This window comes from Methylorubrum podarium, from assembly GCF_040270385.1.
Lineage (GTDB): Bacteria > Pseudomonadota > Alphaproteobacteria > Rhizobiales > Beijerinckiaceae > Methylobacterium > Methylobacterium podarium.
Genome location: NZ_JBELQE010000072.1, coordinates 53982 through 74316, shown reverse-complemented (window position 1 = coordinate 74316; position 20335 = coordinate 53982). Strand labels below are relative to the sequence as shown.

Genomic DNA, 20335 nt, shown 5'->3' with positions numbered 1-20335 from the left:
ATCCAGCGAAGGCCAGAGCATTGCCAAGCTTCTCACGTAGCCTCGAGCAAGCCCTCCACCGCGCCCTGGCCCTGGCCGGAGAGCGCCGCCACGAATACGCGACTCTCGAACATCTCCTGCTCGCCCTCGTCGACGACCAGGATGCCGCCGCGGTGATGCGGGCCTGCAACGTCGAGATCGACGTCCTGCGCCGCAATCTCGTCGAGTACGTCGACACTGAGCTCTCGAACCTGACGGGCGACGGGCGCCAGGACGCCAAGCCGACCGCCGGCTTCCAGCGCGTGATCCAGCGCGCGGTGATCCACGTGCAGTCGTCGGGCCGCGAGGAGGTGACCGGGGCCAACGTGCTCGTCGCGATCTTCGCCGAGCGCGAGAGCCACGCCGCCTACTTCCTGCAAGAGCAGGACATGACTCGCTACGACGCGGTGAACTACATCAGTCACGGCATCGCCAAGCGGCCGGGCGCCTCCGAGGCCAAGCCCGTGCGCGGCGCCGACGAAGAGGCCGCGTCCGAGCGTCCGGGCTCCGACGACGGCGAGGCGCGGCCCAAGAAGAAGGGCGACGCGCTGGAGGCCTACTGCGTCAACCTCAACAAGAAGGCGCGTGACGGCAAGATCGACCCGCTGATCGGCCGCCACGCCGAGGTCGAGCGCACGATCCAGGTGCTCTGCCGCCGCCAGAAGAACAACCCGCTGCTGGTGGGCGACCCCGGCGTCGGCAAGACGGCCATCGCCGAAGGTCTCGCGCGAAAGATCATTCAGCACGAGGTTCCCGAGGTTCTGGCCGACGCGACCGTCTTCTCCCTCGACATGGGCACGCTGCTCGCCGGCACCCGCTACCGCGGCGACTTCGAGGAACGCCTCAAGCAGGTGATGAAGGAGATCGAGGCGCACCCGAACGCCATCATGTTCATCGACGAGATCCACACCGTCATCGGTGCGGGCGCCACGTCGGGCGGCGCGATGGATGCCTCGAATCTGCTCAAGCCCGCACTCGCCTCCGGCGCGCTGCGCTGCATCGGCTCGACCACCTACAAGGAGTACCGCCAGTACTTCGAGAAGGACCGTGCCCTGGTGCGCCGCTTCCAGAAGATCGACGTCAACGAGCCGTCGATCCCGGACACGATCGAGATCCTCAAGGGCCTGAAGCCCTACTTCGAAGAGTTCCACAAGCTGAAATACACCACCGACGCGGTGAAGGCGGCGGTGGAGCTGTCGGCGCGCTACATCAACGACCGCAAGCTGCCGGACAAGGCGATCGACGTGATCGACGAGACCGGCGCCTCGCAGATGCTCGTGCCGGAGGCGCGCCGCAAGCGCACCATCGGCGTCAAGGAGATCGAGACCACCATCGCCACGATGGCGCGGATCCCGCCCAAGACCGTGTCGAAGGACGATGCGGTGGTGCTCAAGAATCTGACCGAGAACCTGAAGCGGGTCGTCTACGGCCAGACCAACGCCATCGAGGCGCTGACCTCGGCGATCAAGCTCGCCCGCGCCGGCCTGCGCGATCCCGACAAGCCGATCGGCTCCTACCTGTTCGCGGGCCCGACCGGCGTCGGCAAGACCGAGGCCGCCAAGCAACTCGCCGCCTCGCTGGGCGTCGAGATGCTGCGCTTCGACATGTCGGAGTACATGGAGCGCCACACGGTCTCGCGGCTGATCGGTGCGCCCCCCGGCTATGTCGGCTTCGACCAGGGCGGCCTGCTCACCGACGGGATCGACCAGCACCCGCACTGCGTGCTCCTGCTCGACGAGATCGAGAAGGCGCATCCGGACCTGTTCAATATCCTGTTGCAGGTGATGGACCACGGCAAGCTGACCGACCACAACGGCAAGCAGGTCGATTTCCGCAACGTCATCATCATCATGACGTCGAACGCGGGTGCCTCGGATCTGGCGAAGTCGGCCTACGGCTTCACCCAGAGCAAGCGCTCGGGCGACGACGTCGAGGCGATCAACCGGCTGTTCGCGCCGGAATTCCGCAACCGTCTCGACGCGATCATCTCGTTCGGCCACCTGCCGAAGGAGGTCGTGGCCAAGGTCGTCGACAAGTTCGTGCTCCAGCTCGAAGCGCAGCTCGCCGACCGCAACGTCACGATCGAGCTCTCGGACGAGGCCCGCGACTGGCTGGTGGAGAACGGCTACGACGACGCGATGGGTGCCCGGCCCATGGCCCGCCTGATCCAGTCCACCATCAAGACGCCCCTCGCCGACGAGGTGCTGTTCGGCCGCCTCAAGGATGGCGGCGCGGTCAAGGTGGTGCTGAAGAAGCCGGAGGGCGAGGACGGCAAGGCCAAGGCGGAGCTCGGCTTCGAGTTCCCCGCCGGGCCGGTCACGCCGAAGCCCGAGACGGACGTCGCCAACGCCGCCAAGCGCAAGCGCTCCAAGCCGCGCTCGGCCCCGCGCAAGAAGGCGAACAAGCGCGACGGCGGTCCGTCCGGCGGCGGATCCTCCGGTGGAGGATCGGTCCGCACCGTGCCGAAGGTCCCGCTGAAGGTCTGACGCTCGCAGGATCGGTCACTCGGAAGGGTGACCGATCTTCCGTGCCGGCGCGGGTTGCGTTCCCGTGCCGGCTCCCGGATATGGACGGCGCCGCTCTCTGCCAGAGAACCCGGCATCGGCCAGCAATGGGGGTAGCATGACGAGCGACGCGCAGGAGGAGCCCCTCACGCCTGTCGCGCCACAGCCGGCTCCGGCGCGGCCGAATCCGCCGACCGCCCGCGAGAGACGCCGCCGCCGCCGCAAGGCCCGCCACCGCGGCGAGGAGATCCTGGGCTGGATCCTGGTGCCGGTGATCCTGTTCGGCCTGTTCTGGGGCGTGAACGCGGTCCTCGAGGCGATGGGCACCAGCCCCGGCGTGGTGTGGGATCAGCTCATGCAGGTGAAGGCCGCGCTCGAGAAGAAGATGTAGCCGCGGGGGCGGCGATTCAGCTCGCTGCCTGTTCGAGCGCCCGCGCGACCCATTTGTTGAGGCTGAGACCGGCGCGGCGGGCCGCGGAGGCGACGGCGCGGTGCAGTCCGGGATCGACCCGGACGACGAACTGCCCGGAGAACGGCTTTTCCGGCTCCTCGCCGCGCTCGGCACAGAAAGCCATATAGTCCTCGATGCTGTCGGCCAGCGCCCGCTTCAGCTCCTCGACCGAACGGCCCTGAAAGGTGATCACGTCGCGGAGGTTGAGCACCTCCCCGTGGAACAGCTCGGCTTCCTCGTCATACTCGACGAGGGCCTCGTAACCCTTGTGATGCATGACGGTCATGGCCGCAGTCCCGCTTCGCTCAGGAAGCGCCGGACGGATTTCACCGCCCCCTTGTCCGTCTCCTTCTTCGGGTGCGGGCGGTGGAACACGGCCCGCACACCGTTCAGGGCAATCCGGACGCGAGAGCCTCGTCCTTCTTCGATCGATGCACCGCAGGCCGTCATCAGGGCTTCGATGTCGGTCCAAGCGATGCCGGAACGGACAGGATCGGCGAAAACCGCTTCGAGCGTCGCTCGATGCTTCCCACTCAGCTTAATCTAGTATCGATTTTCGATACTGAAAGCCAGCAGGCGGCGGCGCCCCATCGCCTACTCCGCCGCCGCCTTGCTCAATCCGATCCGCCGCCAGATCGTGCTCAGCGCGTCCACGAGATGATCGATGTCGGCGTTGGAATGCAGCGGCGAGGGCGTGATGCGCAGACGCTCGGTCCCGCGCGGCACGGTCGGGTAGTTGATCGGCTGCACGTAGATGCCGAACTCGTCGAGCAGGGAATCGCTGATCGCCTTGCACAGCACGGGGTCGCAGACCATCACCGGAACGATGTGGCTGTGGTTGGCCAGCGTCGGGATGCCCGCCGCGTCGAGCGCCTGCCGCACCCGCGCGACCCGGTCCTGATGGCGCGCCCGCTCGACGCTGCTGGCCTTGAGATGGCGGATGCTCGCTGCCGCGCCCGCCGCGACCGCGGGCGGCAGCGAGGTCGTGAAGATGAAGCCCGAGGCGAAGCTGCGCACGAAGTCGCAGAGTTGGGCCGAGCCGGTGATGTAGCCGCCATGGACGGCGAACGCCTTGCCGAGCGTTCCCTCGATCACGTCGAGCCGGTGGGCGAGGCCCATCCGCTCGGAGATGCCGCCGCCGCGGTCTCCGTAGAGGCCGACCGCGTGCACCTCGTCGAGATAGGTGAGCGCCCCGTGCGCCTCGGCCACGTCGCAGATCTCGTCGATGGGCGCGATGTCGCCGTCCATGGAATAGACCGACTCGAAGGCGACGAGCTTGGCCCGGCCGGGCTCGATCAGGCCGAGCTTGCGGTCGAGATCCTCCGGATCGTTGTGGCGGAAGATCTGTCGCTCCGCCCGGCTCGACCGGATGCCCTCGATCATCGAGGCGTGGTTGCCCTCGTCGGAGAACACCACGCAGCCCGGAAGCTTGGAGGCGAGGGTGCCGAGCGCCGCCCAGTTCGAGACGTAGCCGGAGGAGAAGATCAGCGCCGCCTCCTTGCCGTGGAGGTCGGCGAGTTCCTGCTCCAGGAGCACGTGGTAGTGGTTGGTGCCGGAGATGTTGCGGGTGCCGCCGGCGCCCGCCCCGCAGCGGTCGATCGCCTCGTGCATCGCCCGCAGCACCGAGGGGTGCTGGCCCATGCCGAGATAGTCGTTGGAGCACCAGACGGTGACCTCGCGTTCGCCGCCGGGGCTGTGATGCGTGGCGTAGGGAAAGCGCCCCGCCTGCCGCTCCAGGTCGGTGAAGACGCGGTAGCGCCCCTCCCGGTGGAGTCCGGTGATCGCGCTGCCGAAGAAGGCTTCGTAGTCCATGCCCGTCCTCCCCGATGAAGATCTAACTGTGCGGGCGGATCTCGTGTCCGCCTCGGTTCATTCGCGCGGCACCCCTGCTTCCGGCACCTCGGTGACGGGCGCCGCGCGGCCCGGCAGGCTCCAGTTCCACAGGGCCGCCGAAGGCAGCGGCAGCATCAGGAACCAGTGTTCCAGGGTGGCGAGCGCCGCGAGGGTCGCGAGCAGGCTCATGCCCGTGACCATGTGAGGGGCGACGTCCACCCCGAGCGCGCCGCGGGCGAGCAGCACCGTCGCGGCGGTCCCGAGCGTCACCGAGACCGGAAACAGCGGGTTCATCGGCCGCCGGCTCAGGTAGCAGGCAAGATAGCCGAGATGCGGCGGCAGGAACTCGGCGTGGAGGTTGCGCACGCCGAGGAACAGGTTGAGCCGCGCCGAGGCGTTCATCAGCGCGAGCAGCGCGTAGGTCCAGAGCGCCACCCGGTTCCCCTCCCCCCAGGTGAGGCAGAGGATGGCGAGCCCGCCGAGCAGGATCGCGAATTCGTGCCAGAGGCTGGTGCCGAGCGCCGCGAGGAAGCGATCGAGCCCGCGCAGGTTCGGCGCGCAGGCGGCCGCCTTCGGGCCGGAGACGAAGCCCATATAGTAGCTCATCTCCTGCCAGCCCCAGACGATCACCGCGGCGGTGAAGCCGACATAGGCGCCCGTCTCCGTGTCGTCGTCGGCGACCGCGCCGATCGCCCAGAGCGCCGCCGCCAGCACGGCGCTCGCCGCGACCATGCTGCGCGGATGCGTCCGCCGCGGCAGGTGCTGGAGCACCAGCACCAGCCCGGTGGCCGACCACCACAGCAGGACGGCGTAGAGCGCCGGGGCGGCGTAGGCAGACATGCTACCAGACCGGCCGGAGGCGGATGTCGGCCGGCATCGCGTTCTGCTTGACCGGCAGCAGGTAGAGCCGCGCGAAGGTCGCGGCCGCGATCAATGCTTGAGCTCCGTGCTTCAGCTTGCCCGACACGCCGCCCTCCGCCCGCGCGGCGGCGATCTTCTCGGCGCAGACCAGGAGCCGATCGAGGCCCGCCTTGAAGCGCGGATCGTCGAGGTCGAGGGTGATCGGGAAGGTCTGCTTCGAGATCTCGGAGGTGATCCGGAAGACCTTGAAGTCGTAGTCGGTCGGATCGACCCCGAGCGCCTTGTGGAAGGCCGGGCGGCAATGGTCGCGGACATACATCGTCGCGAACACCGCGAGCAGGAAGAAGCGGATCCAGTAGCGGTTGACGCCCTCCGTCAGCTTCGGGTTGGCCCGCATGAGCAGCGCGAAGGCCTCGCCGTGGCGGAACTCGTCGTTGCACCACTTCTCGAACCACTTGAAGATCGGGTGGATGCGCCGCTCCGGATGCCGCTCCAGCTCACGGTAGATGGTGATGTAGCGGGCGTAGCCGATCTTCTCCGACAGGTAGGTCGCGTAGAAGATGAACTTCGGCTTGAAGAAGGTGTACTTCTTCGTCTTGGTCAGGAAGCCGAGATCGACGCCGACGCCGAAATCCTTCAGCGTGTCGTTGATGAAGCCGGCATGGCGCGCCTCGTCGCGGCTCATGAAGCCGAACAGCTCCTTGATGTCCTTGTTCTTGGCGCGCTTGCGCATCTCCGCATAAAGCACGCAGCCGGAGAACTCGGCGGTGATCGAGGAGATGAGGAAGTCGAGGAACTCCTTGCGCAGTTCCGGATCCATGTCGGCGAGGTCGCAATCGAACTCCTCGTTGCGCACGAAGTGGCGCTTGTTGGGGTCCGAGCGCAGCTCGTCGATCAGGATGTCCCACTCGCGGCGCACGGGCTCGACATCGGTGCGGTCGAGCTCGTCGAAATCGGTGGTGTAGAAGCGCGGGCTCAGGAAGGTCGTCTGCTGCGCGCTCTTGGTCGAGTCGTTGACCGGATGACGCGGCAACGGCGCGCCGGGCGCCGAGGGATGTTGGGGCTGGACGTTGGCGTTCACAGCTTCCTCCGCTCGGAAAAGCTCACCTCGTAGAGCTCGGTCAGCTCGAGATGGGCGATCAGCTTGGTCCAGGCCCGCTCCAGCCGGCCGGCGCGGGTGACGGTGGCGGTGCGGCGCACGGTCAGGCGCTCGCCGTAGGGAACCTCGGTCGGCGCGTCGTGGACCTGGACCTCGTCGCCGGGCTCGATCTCGAACCCGGCATCGAGCGTCACGTGCGCGTGCAGGCTCTCCGGGGTCTGCTCGATCTCGACGGTGCAGGGCACCTCGACGACCGTCTTGCCGATCCAGGCCATGTCTGCCCCCTCTGCCATCACCGCAGCTCCGTCCCGGGCAGCAGGCGGGCGAAGGCCCTCGCGTTCGAAGGGCCGAAGGCCAGCAGCGGCACCTGCCGCCCGGTCGCCTCATCCTCCAACGACAACGTGCCGTTGTCGAATCGCGTGAGGGTGAACGGGGGCTCGCGGCTCAGGCCCTCCCGCTGCCGCGCCTGGGCGAGCCCGCGCAGGGTGCCGCGGATGAAGCCGTCCTGCCCCGGCTCGATCCGCGCGACCAATCTCCCGTCGCCGGCCGCGCGCAGGTCGATGGCGCCGTCCGGCTGATCCTCCGCGTGGAAGGCCAGCGTCTGGATCGGGTGGGCCGGATTTCTCTCCGGCTCAGCCTCCTGGCCGCGACCGAGGGCGACCGCGAGCAGCACCACCGTCAGCAGGGCGGCGACCGCCAGCAGGGCCGGCCGCTGCGACGGCGGCTTCTGCGGGGAACGGCGGAAGTTCAGCTCCACGGGCATCGCTCTCAACTCCCGCTATCGGGCTCCGGCCGTCGTGAGACGGCCTGGGGCGGTGCTTGCCCGATCGCGCACGGCGACGGGCTCCCCGATGCGCGTGGGGCCGTCGGCCCGCGCGGCGAGCGCCGGCGCGAGCAGGGCCGCGACCTCCTGAGCCTCCGGCACCGAGCGCAGCATCGGCTCCGGCCGGCTCACGCGCCAGGGACGGGCATGCGGCCAGAGATGCAGGTAGGCGACCCGCTCGCTCGGCGGCAGCCGCAGGGGGATGTCGCCGCTGCCGTCGGAGAAAAGCCGCAGGTCCGCCGCCTCGATCCGGGTGAGCGGCAGGTTGAGGGTGATCGGCAGGGCGATGCCGACATGCAGCACCATCCGATGGTCGGTGAGCGTGTAGACCGTGGTGCGATGGACGAGCCAGGCGAGGAGGGTGAGCAGCCCCAGCGCGCCGAGACCGATCAGCAGGGTCGGACCGGCGACGGCGAGCGCCCGGACCGGACCTCCGCCCGCGGCCGCGCCGACGGCCAGCACCGCGGCGGTGCCGGCGAACCAGAGCATGACGAGCCGGGCGTGGAAGACGCGCAGCAGCACGCCGGACAAGGTCGGGGCGCCGCGCCAGAGGATGCGCTCGCCCGGCGGCAGCGGGCCGGGCAGCCCCCGCAGCGTCCCTTCGGGCAGGAAATCCGACTCGCTCATGGGATCGGCCCTCTAGAGAATGGGTTCTTGGCGGGCCGGCGAGGCGTAGAGCGTGCCGGCGCCGAAATAGGCCATGATCCGCTCCTCCTCGAGGAGGGTGACGGAGTCGGGATCCTTGATTCCGGGAATGTCGGCGAACTGCGCGGCCAGAAGCGCCTCGGTCTTCACGGTGCGGGAGAAGCGGCCGGTGGTGCAGAAGGTCACCGGCATCAGCACCCGGCGCCCGCCCGCGCCGAGCTCGACCTCGTAGTAGCGCACGAACGATTCCCCGCGATCGACCCACAGGTCGACGACGGTGCCGGCGACCTGCCGGTCGGCGCCGAAGACCGGCATGCCGATCGGGTTCGGTCCGTCCTCGTGGACCACGAAGGCTTCGGCGACGCGCAGGGGGACGATGCGGTACTGCCCGTCCCAGGTCCGGTCGTGCTCGTCGTGGCGCGGCACCCAGGAGCCGGGACCGACGCCGGCCCGGAAGGACGTGTCGGTGCGGAAATAGGGAGCGCCGGGAAAGGCTTCGCGCCGCGCGCTGGGCACGTCGGCGTCGTAGGCGACGTTGGTCTGCGGCGCGTACATCGTGTGGCCGCTCGACAGGTGGAAGGCCTTCGGCGTCGGGATCAGGATCGGATCCGGACTCTTGAGCCGGCCGGCGGCCTCGTTCTCCAGCGGATAGCCCTCGCGCCGGTCCTCGCGGCGCAGGTAGAAGACCAGCCCCGCGAAGAAGAGCCAGAACGCGTAGAGCGTGACCTGCGCGACGTCGATGTAACCGGTGATCTCGCCTCTGGGCATGGCAGGCCTCCCGATCAGGTGGGGCGGTTGACGAGGGGATCGAACCGGCCGGCTGGCCCCTCGTCCGGGCGGTCGGCTTCGGGGACGGACGCGCGCACGAGCGGGCCGATGGCGACCAGCGTCGCGAAGAGCAGGGCGATCTCGACGTGGTAGACGATGAGGTAGCCGATCGCCGGCTCGTTCATCCCCTCGCCGAGCACGCCCGATTGGGCGACGGCCGCGCCGAGATCGCGCAGGATGCCGCTCGCGGCGATGGCGGTGCCGGCGGCGGTAGCCTGCGCCGCGCCCCAGGCGCCCAGTGCGAGGCCGGTATCCTCCGGCCCGGCCTTGGCCATGGAGGCGGTGAGCGTGCCGTGGGCGAAGAGGCCGCCGCCGATGCCGATCAGGGTGACGCCCGCGGCGAACAGGCGGGTCGAGGCGAGCGGCGCGGCGAAGATCACCGCCGAGAAGGCGGCGATGCCGATCACCGAGCCCGCGGCCGCGACCCGGTAGGGATCGCCGCCGCGATTGAGCCAGCGCGCCGCCGCGATCAGGCCGAGCCCGCCCCCGGCGGCCAGCATCGCGGTGAGCGCGGTGGTCTGCGCCACGGTCAGGCCGAGGATCTGGCCGCCATAGGGTTCGAGCAGGATGTCCTGCATCGAGAAGGCCGCGGTGCCGAGCGCGATGGCCGCGAGCCGCCGCCGCGCGGTGCCCTCCCCGGCGTAACCGCGCCAGGATTGGGCGAAGCTCGGCCGCGGCTTCGCCCTATCGGTGCGGCCGGGATCGCGCGGCTCCTGCTTCCACAGCGCGACGCCGTTGAGCACGATGGTGATCAGCGCCGCGCCCTGGATCACCTGGATCAGCCGGACCGCCGAGAAGTTCGCGAGCGCCAGCCCGAACAGCAGGGCGCTGCCCATCATGCCGGCGAGCAGCATGGCGCAGAGCAGCGCGACCACCTTCGGCCGGGCATGGGCGGGGGCGAGATCGGTAGCGAGCGCCAGCCCCACGGTCTGCGTGGTGTGGAGCCCGGCGCCGACGAGGAGGAAGGCGAGCGCGGCCGCGACATGGCCGACCCAGAGCGGGCCGGTGGTGTCGCCCGACAGGATCAGCAGGGCGAAGGGCATGATCGCCAGGCCGCCGAACTGCAGCAGCGTGCCGAACCAGATGTAGGGCACCCGCCGCCAGCCCAGCACCGAGCGGTGCGTGTCCGAGCGGAAGCCGACCAGCGCCCGCAGGGGGGCGAACAGGAGCGGCAGCGACAGCATCACCGCGACGATCCAGGCCGGCACCGCCAGTTCCACGATCATGACGCGGTTGAGCGTGCCGATCAGCAGCACGGCGGCCATGCCGACGGTCACCTGGAACAGCGACAGCCGCATCAGCCGCCCGAGCGGCAGCTCCTTCGTCGCCGCGTCGGCGAAGGGAAGGATCGCCGGGCCGAGACGCAGCAGCGCCTGGGTGATGGCGAGGCCGGATTTCATCGGGATTGCCCTCCCCCGTTTGCGGGGGGAGGGCTCTTTCGGAGCTCGATCGCGTTCGAGAGGTAGAACGCGCTGTTGACCCGGCGCGTCCGCCCGACGGCGAAACGCTCCAGCGCCGGTTCCCGCGCGATGCGCCGCCGCAGGCCGCCCTCCGTCACCGGCACGATGGCGGGCGCTCGGTCGGCCTTCGGGAACAGCTTGCCGGCCGCGTGCATCAGCGTCAGCAGCGCCGTGCGCGGGGCGACCGTGAACAGCAGGCTGCCGTCGGTGCGCAGCGAGAGTTCGGCGAGCGCCCGCACGATGTCGGGGGCCTGGTAGTGGATCAGCGAATCCATCGCGACCACGTGGTCGAAACGGCCGAGCCAGGGATCGAGCATGTCGCCGACCCGGAACTCGATCGAGCCCGTCCCGGGGATCGCGGGCAGGCGCTCGCGGGCGAGCCCGATCAGCGTCGGCGAGACGTCGATCGCGGTCACCTCCGCGCCGCGCCGGGCCGCTTCGACCGCGAGCGCGCCGGTGCCGCAGCCGGCATCCAGCAGACGCAGGCCGGTGAGATCCTCCGGCAGCCAGCCGAGCAGGGTCGCCCGCATCGCGTCGCGGCCGGCCCGCACCGTGGCGCGGATCTTCGAGACCGGCGCGTCCGAGGTCAGCCGCGACCACGCCTCGACGGCGGTGCGGTCGAAATAGGCCTCGAGCTGCGAGCGGCGGGTGAGGTAGGGCGTGCTCATCAGTCGAACCCGAGAAATTCGAACAGGTCGCGGTCCTTCATCGGCGCGGCCTCGCAGGGGTCGGCGCCGGCCCAGAGCGTCTCGGCGAGCCGCATGTACTCGTCGGTGACGGCCTTCAGCTCCGGCGACGGGTCCATCTCGAACAGAGTCGATTTCTTCAGGCGCGAGCGCCGCACCACGTCGAGGTCGGGGAAATGCGCCAGCCGGCGCAGGCCGACCGCGGCGTTGAAGCGGTCGATCTCGTCGGTCTTGGCCGAGCGGTTGGCGATGACGCCCCCGAGCCGCACGCCGTAGTTCTTCGACTTGGAATGGATCGCCGCGACGATCCGGTTCATCGCGAAGATCGAGTCGAAGTCGTTGGCGGTGACGATCAGCGCCCGGTCGGCATGCTGGAGCGGCGAGGCGAAGCCGCCGCAGACCACGTCGCCGAGGACGTCGAACACGACGACGTCGGTGTCCTCAAGGAGGTGGTGCTCCTTGAGGAGCTTGACCGTCTGCCCGACGACGTAGCCGCCGCAGCCGGTGCCGGCGGGCGGGCCGCCGGCCTCGACGCATTTCACGCCGTTGAAGCCCTCGACCACGAAGTCCTCGGGCCGCAGCTCCTCGGAGTGGAAGTTCACCGATTCGAGCGCGTCGATCACCGTCGGCGCGAGGCGCTTGGTCAGGGTGAAGGTCGAATCGTGCTTCGGGTCGCAGCCGATCTGGAGGACGCGCTTTCCCAGCTTGGAGAAGGCGACCGAGAGATTCGACGAGGTGGTGGACTTGCCGATGCCGCCCTTGCCGTAGACCGCGAACACCTTCGCCGTCTCGATGCGGTCGGCGGGGTCGAGGGCGACCTGGAGGCTGCCCTCCTCGCGGCGGATCGGGACCGGATTTCGGATGGCGATGTTCATGCCGCGACTCCTGCGGTGATGCCGGGCATGGCTCCGGGCGTGACGCCTTCGAGCCGGTCCTCCAGTTCCTCCTCGGCGCGGTCGAGCGCGTCGCGCATCGCCGGGTCGGGGGTCCAGAAACCGCGGCGATGGGCTTCGATGAGGCGGCTCGCGACCTTGGCGCAGGCCGTCGGGTTGAGCGACGCCATCCGGTCGCGCATCGCGTCGTCGAGGACGAAGGTCTCGGTGATGCGCTCGTAGATCCAGGGCTGCACCGCGCCGGCGGTGGCGGACCAGCCGACTGTGTTGGTCAGCGTCGCCTCGATCTGGCGCACGCCCTCGTAGCCGTGGCCGAGCAGGCCCTCGTACCATTTCGGGTTGAGCATGCGGGTGCGGGTCTCCAGCGCCACCTGCTCGTCGAGGGAGCGCACGCGCCCCTCACCGCGGGTCTGGTCGCTGATGTAGATCGGCACGCTCGCGCCCTTGGCGCGGGCCACCGCCCGGCCCATGCCGCCGAGCCCGTCGAAGTAGTGATCGACGCTCGTGACGCCGAGTTCGACCGAGTCGAGGTTCTGGTAGGCGAGATCGACCCGCGACAGCACCGCCTTCATCAGGTCGCGCTGCGGCGCCGGGCGGCCCGACCGGCCGTAGGCAAAGCTCTTCCTCCGCGAAAAGGTCTCGCAGAGTTCGTCCTCGTCGTCCCAGCGGCCGGATTCGACGAGATGGTTGACGTTGGCGCCGTAGGCGCCCTCGGCGTTGGAGAAGACGCGCAGGGCCGCTGTCTCGAAGTCGCAGCCCTGCTCGGCCTGGATTGCCAGCGCGTGCTTGCGAACGAAGTTCCGCTCGATCGGCTCCTCGGCGCTGGCCGCGAGAAAGCTCGCCTCCGCCAGGAGCTTGGTCTGCAGGGGCAGGAGATCGCGGAAGATCCCCGAGAGCGTGACCACCGCATCGATGCGCGGACGGCCGAGCCGTTCGAGCGGGATCAGTTCGGCCCCGGCGAGCCGGCCGTAGCCGTCGAAGCGGGGCGCCGCGCCGATCAGCGCCAGCGCCTGGGCGATGGGGCCGCCCTCGCTCTTCAGGTTGTCGGTGCCCCAGAGGACGAGGGCGACGCTCTCCGGCAGCGCCCGCCCTTCGGCGATGTGGCGCTCCAGCACCCGCGCCACCTGCTTGGCGCCGTCGGCCAGGGCGAAGGCGGAAGGCAGGCGGTAGGGGTCGAAGCCGTGCAAATTGCGCCCCGTCGGCAGGATGCCGGGATTGCGCAGGAGGTCGCCGCCCGCGACGGGGGCGACGAAGCGCCCGTCGAGCGCCCGCAACAGGGCGGGCAGTTCGCTGTCGCGGGCAAGCTCCCGGTCGATCCGGGCAAGGTCAGCGAAGGCGGTCCGGTGGGTCTCGTCGGCGGACAGGCCCGCGGCGGCCAGCGCCTCGCCGAAGGCGGCGCCCTCGACCAGCCGCTCGATCCCGGCGCGGGCCGGCTTCAGGCCGTGCGAGGCGTCCGCCAGGGCGAGCAGGAGATCGATGCGCTCCTCGCGGGCCATGCCCTCGCCGACCACGTGGAGGCCGTGCGGGATCAGGGTCTGTTCGAGTTCGCAAAGCGCGGCGGCGAGTGCGGCGACCTGCGGGCCGGGATCACCCTCCCAGGCGGGTTCGGCCGGCACCAGATCGACGGCCGCGCCCTGCGCCTGGATGATCGCGGCGAGCGCCGTCCGCTCGGTCACCGCCTCGGGCTCCAGGCCACGCCAGCGCTCGACCGAGGCTTTGAGGTCGCTCAAGCCCCGGTAGAGCCCGGCCGCCGCGAGGCTCGGCGTGAGGTAGCTCACCAAGGTCGCGGCGGAGCGGCGCTTGGCGAGCGTGCCCTCGGAGGGGTTGTTGGCGGCGTAGAGATAGACGTTCGGCACCTCGCCGATCAGCCGCTCGGGCCAGCACGAACCCGACAAACCAGTCTGCTTGCCGGGCATGAATTCCAGCGCGCCGTGCGTGCCGAAATGCAGCACCGCGTCGGCGGAGAAATCGTCACGCAGCCAGCGGTAGAAGGCGCAGAAGGCGTGGGTCGGGGCGAAGCCCTCCTCGAACAGCAGCCGCATCGGGTCGCCCTCGTAGCCGAAGGCGGGCTGCACCCCGACGAAGACGTTTCCGAACCGCGCGCCGAGCACGAGGATGTCGGCGCCGTTGCTCTGGTGGCGGCCGGGCGCAGGGCCCCACTGCGCCTCGATCTGGGGCAGGTAGGTCTCGCGGCGGACGTGATCCTCGGCCGAGACGCGGGCGTGGACGTTGGCCGGAGTGCCGTACCGGGCCGCGTTGCCGCCGAGGATCGCCTCGCGGAGCGCATCGACGCTCTCGGGCACATCGACCGCGTAGCCGTCGGCCGCGAGGCCGCGCAGGGTGTTGAGCAGCGAGGCGAAGACCGAGAGGAAGGCGGCGGTGCCCGTGGCGCCGGCATTCGGCGGGAAGTTGAACAGCACGACGGCGAGGTGCCGCTCCTGCTTCGGCCGCCGCCGCAGGGCGACGAGCCGCTCGATGCGGGCGGCGAGGCGCTCGGCGCGCTCGGGATGCACGCGCATGTCGCGGGCGTTGCCGGGGCCGGAGGCCGAGGAGCGGCCGCCGAACACCGTCGGCGCGGTGGCGCCGTCGAGTTCGGGGATCGCGACCATCATCGTCGCCTCGACCGGCGAGAGGCCGCGAGCGCCCGCCTCCCACTGCTCGATCGTCTGGAATTCGAGCGCGTGGGCGGCGAGATAGGGCACGTCGAGCCGCGCCAGCGTCGCCTCGGCCGCCGCCGCGTCGTTGTAGGCCGGGCCGCCGACCAGCGAGAACCCGGTCAGCGAGATCAGCGCGTCGATTGCCGGCCGGCCGTCCGCGGTGAAGAAGGCGTCCACCGCCGGGCGGTTGTCGAGGCCGGCGGCGAAGGCGGGCACCACCGAGAGGCCCCGCGCTTCGAGGGCGGCGATGACGCCGTCGTAATGCGCCGTGTTGCCGGCGAGCACGTAGGAGCGCATCAGCAGCAGTCCGACGCGGCCGCGGCCTCCCCGCACGGTCGGCACCGCCGAGAGGCTCTCGCCGACCCGGCCCGGCATGCGCGGATGGTAGAGTCCGGTCTCGGGGTAGTGCTGCGGGGCGGGTGCGGCGGCGATCTCCCGCCACGCGGCGCGGGGGCCGGCGGCGTAGCGCTGCACGAGGAAGCGCACGAGGCTCGCGACGTTCTCGTCCGAGCCCGCGAGCCAGTATTGCAGGGTCAGGAAATAGGCCCGCACGTCCTGCGCCGAGCCGGGGATGAAGCGCAGGATTTTGGGCAGCTTGCGCACCAGAGCCATCTGCCGGGCGGCGTTGCCCTCGGCCCCCGGCTTGCCGCGCAGGCGCTTCAGGAAATCGAGGGCCGAGCGCTTCGCCCCGCTCATGTCGAAGCGGTTGAGCCGCGTCGTGCGCACGATCTCGGCGGCGGAGAGACAGCCGATCATCGCGTCGCAGGCGTCGCGGCGGGCGAGCAGCGCCGGCAGGATCGCCCGGACATGCTCGTCGAGGAACAGCATCGCCGAGACGACGATGTCGGCGCGGGCGATCTCCGCCTCGCAGGCGTGAAGCGCCGCCCTGTCGGTCTCCCACTCGGCGGCGGCGTGGAAGCTCAAGGTGAGGCCCGGCATCTCGGCGGCGAGACGCAGGCGCGCCCGCTCCACCGCGCTCGCCAAGTGATTGTCGAGCGTGACGATGACGACGCGGATGGTGGGCCTATCGGCCGAAATGCGCCTTGGCATCGTAAAGGGTCTCGAGGGTGATGAGCGGGAGCTGCCGCTCGCGGGCGAAGCGCTCGGTGTTGGCGCGGGCCTTCCCGCGCACGAAGAACGGGATCTTCCTCAGCTCCTTCTCGGCATCGGGCGCCCACGGCGCGGTTCGCACCGCGTCGGCGCCCTGGACGTGGAGGGATGGAACGGGCGCCGACGCGAGGGGAGGATGGTTCGGCGCCCGTTCCACGGCGTCCGCGATCCTGCTCGGCGTGCGACCGAGATGAGACGGGGCGGCGCCATCGTGAAATTCGGGATCTTCGCGGAACATCCCGAGGAGATGTTCCTCCAGCCCCATCATCAGGGGGTGCACCAGGGTGTCGAACAGGACGTTGGCGCCCTCGAAGCCCATCTGCGGCGAGTGGCGCGCGGGAAAGTCCTGGACGTGGGTCGGCGCCGAGATCACCGCGCAGGGGATGCCGAGACGCTTGGCGACGTGGCGCTCCATCTGCGTGCCGAGCACGAGTTCGGGCGCCGCCGCCTGGATGGCCGCCTCGACGTCGAGGTAGTCGTCGGTGATCGTCGCCTCGATGCCGTGGAGGGCTGCCTCCGCACGGACCTCGCGGGCGAATTCGCGGGTGTAGGTGCCGAGCCCGACAAGCCGGAAGCCGAGTTCGTGCGTCGCCACGCGGGCGATGGCCAGGGCGTGGGTGGCGTCGCCGAAGACGAAGACGCGCTTGCCCGTGAGATAGGTCGAGTCGACCGATCGGCTGTACCAGGGCAGGCGCGACGGCGCGTCGGCGAGAACGGGCGCGGGATCGACGCCCGCGAGCGCCGCCACCGCTTCCACGAAGCGCGTCGTCGCCCCGACCCCGATCGGCACCTCGTCGGTGAAGGGCTGGCGGAAGGTCTTTTCGAGGTACTGCGCGGCGGCGCGCGCCACCTCGGGATAGAGCACCACGTTGAAGTCGGCCGCGCCGAGTCGCCCAAGGTCGGCGGGGCTGGCCCCGAGCGGCGCGACCACGTTCACCGCGATCCCGAGCGCTTCGAGGATCTTTCGGACCTCGATCAGGTCGTCGCGGTGACGGAACCCGAGCGCCGTCGGCCCCAGGATGTTGCAGGACGGGCGCCGCCCCTCGCGCGGCGAGCGCTCGGTCGGAGAGCCGGAAAGCGCGCGCACCAGACGATAGAAGGTCTCGGAGGCGCCCCAGTTCTCCTTCTTCTGATAGGCGGGCAGCTCGAGCGGGATCACCGGGATCGGCAGGTCGAGGGCCTTGGCCAACCCCCCCGGATCGTCCTGGATCAGCTCCGCGGTGCAGGACGCGCCGACGATCATCGCCTGCGGCCGGAAACGCGCGTAGGCGGCGGCGACCGCGTCCTTGAAGATCGCCGCGGTGTCGCGGCCGAGATCCTGGGCCTGGAACGTCGTGTAGGTGACCGGCGGGCGCTGGGCGCGCCGCTCGATCATCGTGAAGAGCAGGTCGGCATAGGTGTCGCCCTGGGGCGCGTGCAGCACGTAGTGCAGGCCCTCCATCGCGGTGGCGACCCGCATGGCGCCGATATGCGGCGGTCCCTCGTAGGTCCAGACGGTGAGCTGCATCGCGGCTACACCTCCAGCCGGGCGCGTCGGTCGAGGGGACGCGCGAACAATTCGGCGAGGTCGCCCGCCTGCTCGTAGCCCTGGATCGGCGTGAACAGCAGCTCGATCGACCACTTCGTGGTCAGCCCCTCCGCCTCCAGCGGGTTGGCGAGGCCGAGACCGCACACCGTCAGGTCGGGGCGCGCCGTCCGGCAGCGGTCGAGCTGGTCGTCGAGGCTCTGGCCCTCGACCACCGGCGTGCCGCCGGGCAGCCACTCGATCTCGGCCGCGAGGTGGCCGCGGTGGAGGTAGGGCGTGCCGACCTCGATCAGCTCGGCGCCCATCTCCCGCGACAGGAAGCGGGCGAGCGGCACTTCGAGCTGCGAATCGGGGAAGAAGAACACCCGCTTGCCCGCGAGTTTCGCTGAATGGGCCGCCAGCGCCTGACGCGCGCGCCGGAGGGCCGGCGCCGTCACCGCGTCGAAGCGGTCGGCAGCGACGGCGAAGGTGTCGGCGGCCGCGCGCAGCCACTCGGTCGTGCCCTCCGCGCCGAGCGGAAATGGGGCGGCGATGCGCCGGGCACCGCGCTCCTCGAGGGCACGGGCGGTGTCCGCGAGGAAGGGCTGGGCGAGCAGGAAGCGCGTGCCGCGCCCGACCGCCGGCATCTGACCCGCCCGGCGCGCCGGCAGGAACCGCGCGGCGATGCCGAGATCGGCGAACAGCCGGGCGAACTGGTCCTCGACCACGTCGGCCAGCGCGCCGACGACGAGGAGCGCGTCCGTCCCCGCCGCCTCGGGCAGCTCGGGCACCAGGGAGGCGAGGCAGGCATCCTCGCCCTGGGTGAAGGTCGTCTCGATGCCCGACCCCGAATAGTTGAGCACCCGCACGCCCGGCGCCAGCCGCTGCGACAGCCGCAGGGCCGCCCGCGACAGGTCGAGCTTGATCACCTCGGAGGGGCAGGAACCGACGAGGAAGAGCAGCCGGATGTCGGGCCGGCGCTCGATCAGCCGGGTCACGACTCGGTCGAGCTCGTCGTTCATGTCGGCGAGGCCGGCGAGATCGCGCTCGTCGATGATGGCGGTGGCGAAGCGCGGCTCCGCGAAGATCATCACGCCCGCCGCCGACTGGATCAGGTGGGCGCAGGTCCGCGAGCCGACCACGAGGAAGAAGGCGTCCTGGATCTTGCGGTGCAGCCAGACGATGCCGGTGAGGCCGCAGAACACCGCACGCTGACCGCGCTCGGCGCGGATCGCCGCGCCGCACTCGGCGGCGGGACGGTCGGCGGCGGGAAGGGGCGCGTGCGCGTTCACCGGCCCGCCTCCCCGGCGAAGGTCAGGGAGGCCGGCGCTTCGAGCCGCGCCGCCCGGAGTTTCAGGAGGAACTGGCCGGCGTTGATGAGGTAGGCGGCGTAGGCGGCGAGCGCGAGGACGAGCAATCCGTGCGTGTCGAGCCAGCCGAGACCGAGGGCGGCGAGATAGGCCGTGTGCAGCGCCAGCACGAGCATGCTGAACACGTCCTCCCAGAAGAAGGCCGGCGCGAACAGGTAGCGGCCGAACACGGCCTTCTCCCAGATCGAGCCGGTCACCATGATCGCGTAGAGGACCAGGGTCTTGGCGACGACGGAGGCGTTGGCGGCCTCCGCCCCCTCCCCCGTCGCGAGCGTGCGCAGCACCAGGCCGAGGCTCGCCAGGAAGACGAGGAACTGCAGCGGGGCCAGCACCCCCTGCACGAGGGTCCAGGGCGAGGCGTCGCGCCGTTCACGCTCGGCGCTCGTGTAGAGCGGTTTATGCTGGCCCTGGCGTTGCCGCATGGCGTCCGCCCTCGCTCGATACCCGGCCCCGTTTCGCGGAACCTCGATTGCGGCAGAGCCTAGGCCCGGCCGCCGGAAACTGTCAATCCAGGTTGACGTTCGCTCCAAATTACATTTCGAAGAGGCCCAATCCGTGCTGGGGATTGCCAATCGCGAGCGGAAGCGTATCGTTAGCCTGCACGCATCCGTTGCTTTCGGTGCGCCAGGACGCATTAAAATGCTTCTTGTCGCAGGGGGCCGCATCCTCGGGGAGAGACCCATGGGTGAGTGGAGGCATTTCGGCGAGCGACTCGAACTGCCCGCCGTTGCGCCGGATTGCGGTGCCTTGGCGGAACCGCTGTCGGGCTCGCCCTTCGAGGACCAGCCCGGCGGCGCGCGGATGCGCGGTCAGCTCGCCAGCGTCGTCGAGGCGGAGATTCTGCCCCGGCTCATGCTGACGCACCGGCACCGCGCCGAGCCGCGGACAGCATCGTCGAACCGACCGCCGACCTCCGAGGAGGTCCAGCGCCTCTGCGATCTGCTGCTCGCCCGCAACGACACCGACGTCGCGGCCCATCTGCTGCAGTTCCTCGACGCGGGGCTGACGCTCGAGGGCGTGCTCGTCGAGCTCCTCGCGCCGATGGCCCGGCATCTCGGGCAGCTCTGGGAGGACGATTCGTGTGACTTCGTGGACGTGACCGTCGCCCTCGGACGACTCCAGGCGGCGGCTCGGGAGCTCTGCGCGAGGCTCGAGGATGACGCCGTCGATCCGTCGGGGCGCAGCATCCTTCTGGTGCCGTGCCCCGGCGAGACGCATGTCTTCTCCCTGTCGATCGTGGCTTCCATCTTCCGCGAGGCGGGATGGGACGTGACCACGACGGGCATCGGGTCGAATCACGTGCCCGAAGAGCTGATCCGGTCGGAATGGTTCGATGTCGTCGGGCTGACGCTGTCCTGCGATGTGTTCCTGGCCGCCCTGCCGGACCTGATCCGCGGCTTGCGCGTGGCCTCGCGCAATCCGGGGCTCAAGGTGCTGGTCGGCGGCCCCTATTTCGCTAGGAATTCGAACCATGTGCGCCTCGTGGGCGCGGACGGCACCGCGGAAGATGGGCGGCTCGCGCCGCTGATCGCGGAAAGCTTGCTTGAAAAGCGATCGCGAGCCTGTTGATAAGGGCGCTTCCCGCCCCCCCTC

General features: G+C 70.3%; 19 protein-coding genes. 3 read left to right on the top strand and 16 right to left on the bottom strand.

From position 1 onward, the window contains the following. Positions 1–20 precede the first annotated feature (20 nt). Together clpA and ABS772_RS12590 are read left to right on the top strand one after the other, a co-directional pair. Positions 21–2504, top strand: a complete 2484-nt coding sequence (gene clpA, locus ABS772_RS12595) for an ATP-dependent Clp protease ATP-binding subunit ClpA (protein ID WP_350394956.1) — start codon at positions 21–23, stop codon at positions 2502–2504. Between the two features lie 136 nt (positions 2505–2640). After that, positions 2641–2913: a hypothetical protein gene (locus tag ABS772_RS12590; RefSeq protein WP_238253473.1), complete on the top strand. Its 273-nt coding sequence runs from the start codon at positions 2641–2643 to the stop codon at positions 2911–2913. A 16-nt stretch (positions 2914–2929) separates the two neighbouring features. Here the strand turns inward: ABS772_RS12590 and ABS772_RS12585 are convergent, their stop codons facing one another. The 16 genes from ABS772_RS12585 to bchF all read right to left on the bottom strand — a co-directional run bounded on the left by ABS772_RS12585 (position 2930) and on the right by bchF (position 19164). Continuing rightward, positions 2930–3259, bottom strand: a complete 330-nt coding sequence (locus tag ABS772_RS12585; RefSeq protein WP_350394954.1) for a type II toxin-antitoxin system HicB family antitoxin — start codon at positions 3257–3259, stop codon at positions 2930–2932. Beyond that, positions 3256–3435, bottom strand: coding sequence for a type II toxin-antitoxin system HicA family toxin (locus tag ABS772_RS12580; RefSeq protein WP_350394987.1), 180 nt, complete (start codon positions 3433–3435; stop codon positions 3256–3258). Before ABS772_RS12580 ends, ABS772_RS12585 begins: the two co-directional genes overlap by 4 nt. A gap of 132 nt (positions 3436–3567) precedes the next feature. Continuing rightward, positions 3568–4785: a 5-aminolevulinate synthase gene (hemA, locus tag ABS772_RS12575; protein ID WP_238253471.1), complete on the bottom strand. Its 1218-nt coding sequence runs from the start codon at positions 4783–4785 to the stop codon at positions 3568–3570. A 57-nt stretch (positions 4786–4842) separates the two neighbouring features. Then, positions 4843–5646, bottom strand: coding sequence for a putative photosynthetic complex assembly protein PuhE (gene puhE / locus ABS772_RS12570; protein ID WP_350394952.1), 804 nt, complete (start codon positions 5644–5646; stop codon positions 4843–4845). 1 nt (position 5647) lies between these two features. Then, positions 5648–6700 (bottom strand): magnesium-protoporphyrin IX monomethyl ester (oxidative) cyclase, encoded by a 1053-nt coding sequence (gene acsF / locus ABS772_RS12565; protein WP_350394985.1) that lies wholly within the window; start codon positions 6698–6700, stop codon positions 5648–5650. Between the two features lie 44 nt (positions 6701–6744). After that, the gene (locus tag ABS772_RS12560; protein ID WP_041929137.1) at positions 6745–7041 is read right to left on the bottom strand and encodes a hypothetical protein; all 297 of its coding nucleotides are present in this window, start codon (positions 7039–7041) and stop codon (positions 6745–6747) included. A 17-nt stretch (positions 7042–7058) separates the two neighbouring features. Continuing rightward, positions 7059–7529, bottom strand: coding sequence for a photosynthetic complex assembly protein PuhC (gene puhC, locus ABS772_RS12555; RefSeq protein WP_350394950.1), 471 nt, complete (start codon positions 7527–7529; stop codon positions 7059–7061). 15 nt (positions 7530–7544) lie between these two features. Next, positions 7545–8216, bottom strand: coding sequence for a photosynthetic complex putative assembly protein PuhB (puhB, locus tag ABS772_RS12550; RefSeq protein ID WP_238253468.1), 672 nt, complete (start codon positions 8214–8216; stop codon positions 7545–7547). A 12-nt stretch (positions 8217–8228) separates the two neighbouring features. Continuing rightward, positions 8229–9002 (bottom strand): photosynthetic reaction center subunit H, encoded by a 774-nt coding sequence (gene puhA / locus ABS772_RS12545; RefSeq protein WP_238253467.1) that lies wholly within the window; start codon positions 9000–9002, stop codon positions 8229–8231. 14 nt (positions 9003–9016) lie between these two features. Then, positions 9017–10462, bottom strand: a complete 1446-nt coding sequence (locus tag ABS772_RS12540; RefSeq protein ID WP_350394948.1) for a BCD family MFS transporter — start codon at positions 10460–10462, stop codon at positions 9017–9019. After that, positions 10459–11190: a magnesium protoporphyrin IX methyltransferase gene (gene bchM / locus ABS772_RS12535; protein WP_350394946.1), complete on the bottom strand. Its 732-nt coding sequence runs from the start codon at positions 11188–11190 to the stop codon at positions 10459–10461. The genes ABS772_RS12540 and bchM overlap by 4 nt, the downstream gene beginning before the upstream one ends. After that, positions 11190–12083 (bottom strand): ferredoxin:protochlorophyllide reductase (ATP-dependent) iron-sulfur ATP-binding protein, encoded by an 894-nt coding sequence (gene bchL / locus ABS772_RS12530; protein WP_350394944.1) that lies wholly within the window; start codon positions 12081–12083, stop codon positions 11190–11192. The genes bchM and bchL overlap by 1 nt, the downstream gene beginning before the upstream one ends. Further along, entirely contained in the window at positions 12080–15808 is a 3729-nt protein-coding gene (locus ABS772_RS12525; RefSeq protein WP_350394943.1) for a magnesium chelatase subunit H, read from the bottom strand. The genes bchL and ABS772_RS12525 overlap by 4 nt, the downstream gene beginning before the upstream one ends. Then, positions 15783–17375 carry a ferredoxin:protochlorophyllide reductase (ATP-dependent) subunit B gene (bchB, locus tag ABS772_RS12520; protein WP_350394941.1) on the bottom strand — a complete coding sequence of 531 codons (1593 nt, stop codon included), beginning with the start codon at positions 17373–17375 and terminating at the stop codon, positions 15783–15785. Before bchB ends, ABS772_RS12525 begins: the two co-directional genes overlap by 26 nt. Before the next feature lie 5 nt (positions 17376–17380). Then, complete coding sequence (locus ABS772_RS12515; protein WP_407942987.1) at positions 17381–18664, bottom strand: ferredoxin:protochlorophyllide reductase (ATP-dependent) subunit N; 1284 nt, start codon at positions 18662–18664, stop codon at positions 17381–17383. Next, positions 18661–19164, bottom strand: coding sequence for a 2-vinyl bacteriochlorophyllide hydratase (gene bchF / locus ABS772_RS12510; RefSeq protein ID WP_350394939.1), 504 nt, complete (start codon positions 19162–19164; stop codon positions 18661–18663). The genes ABS772_RS12515 and bchF overlap by 4 nt, the downstream gene beginning before the upstream one ends. A gap of 259 nt (positions 19165–19423) precedes the next feature. Between bchF and ABS772_RS12505 the strand changes: the two genes are divergently transcribed. Continuing rightward, on the top strand, positions 19424–20311 hold the full coding sequence (locus ABS772_RS12505) for a cobalamin B12-binding domain-containing protein (protein WP_350394981.1): 888 nt from the start codon (positions 19424–19426) through the stop codon (positions 20309–20311). The last annotated feature ends 24 nt before the right edge of the window (positions 20312–20335 follow it).